The 1,028-nt window shown below is 69.3% G+C and carries 1 protein-coding gene; it reads right to left on the bottom strand.

All coding sequences use genetic code 11. The features are described 5' to 3' along the window. Positions 1-175: 175 nt before the first annotated feature. Positions 176-1,028, bottom strand: an 853-nt coding sequence (locus KZA10_RS16015; RefSeq protein ID WP_256934991.1) for an endonuclease/exonuclease/phosphatase family protein, incomplete at its 5' end; no start/stop codon positions are given.

Here is a 1,028-nt window from a genome sequence, read left to right on the forward strand (position 1 = left end):
TCTCGGGACGCTCGGCCCAACCGGTCGAGATGGTGTCGAGGAAGCCCTGGGGGAAGGGCTGCTTGCGGTTGGTGGTGCCGTTCTCGACAGACGCTTCGACGGTGGGCTCTGCGATCGTGTCGCGCTCTCCAGTGCTCATCCCTCCAGTCTGTCACCTGGCGGGCTGGCGCGGGAATCAGCCGGCGGGCTCCAGCTGCACGACCAGGGCGCGGTGGTCGCTCCCCCCGGCATCATCGAGCACGACGGATCCCGTCGGAGACCAGTTCTGCGATGCCATCACATGATCGATCGGCGCGCCCGCCAGCGCGGGCAGAGAACTCGGCCAGGTGCCGGTGAGCCCGTTGCCGGTGCGGTAAGCGACATCGCGGCAGTAGCCGATGTCGCCGCCTTCCACGCCGAGCGGGGCCATGTGGTCGATCGTCGCGTTGAAGTCGCCGGCCAGGATGAAGTCGCCCTGGGGGCACTGGTCGGCGATCCACTGGAGGTCGCTGCGCCACTGCTGCATCTCCTCCATGCGCGGGGCCACCGCGTGCACGGCGACGATGGTGGGGCCGGAGCCGTCGATCGGCATCAGCACGACGCTGGGCACCGAGCCGGTGTTGCTCGTGCCGTCCTTCGCCGACTCGATCACGGAGTACTCCCCGAGGTCGGGGGCGACCAACACGGTGGTCTGCCATGACTGCGGACCGTCCTGCACATCGGGGCGGAACTGCACGTGGTGCACCCACATCGGATGCCCCTGCTCCCGCAGCATGATCGCGATGCGCTCGCCGACGGCCTCGGTGGTCTCCGGGAGGGCGACGATGTCGGCACCCTGATCGAGGATCCGCTGCGCGATCACCTCGGCGGGTACGGCTTCACCCGCTGTGTTCCAGGTGAGCACCCTGATGCTGCCCTCGGTCTTCTCCGGGAGGTCGGAGCCATCGAACGTCGCCGTGGTCACGATGTCGCTCCGAGCCCGGCGGAGGTCAGCACGCGCTGCAGGGCCGGCAGGCGCAGTCCCGCCGCGGCGAACAGCTGCTCGTCCT

Source organism: Microbacterium sp. BF1 (assembly GCF_019279095.1).
Classification (GTDB): Bacteria; Actinomycetota; Actinomycetes; order Actinomycetales; family Microbacteriaceae; genus Microbacterium; species Microbacterium maritypicum.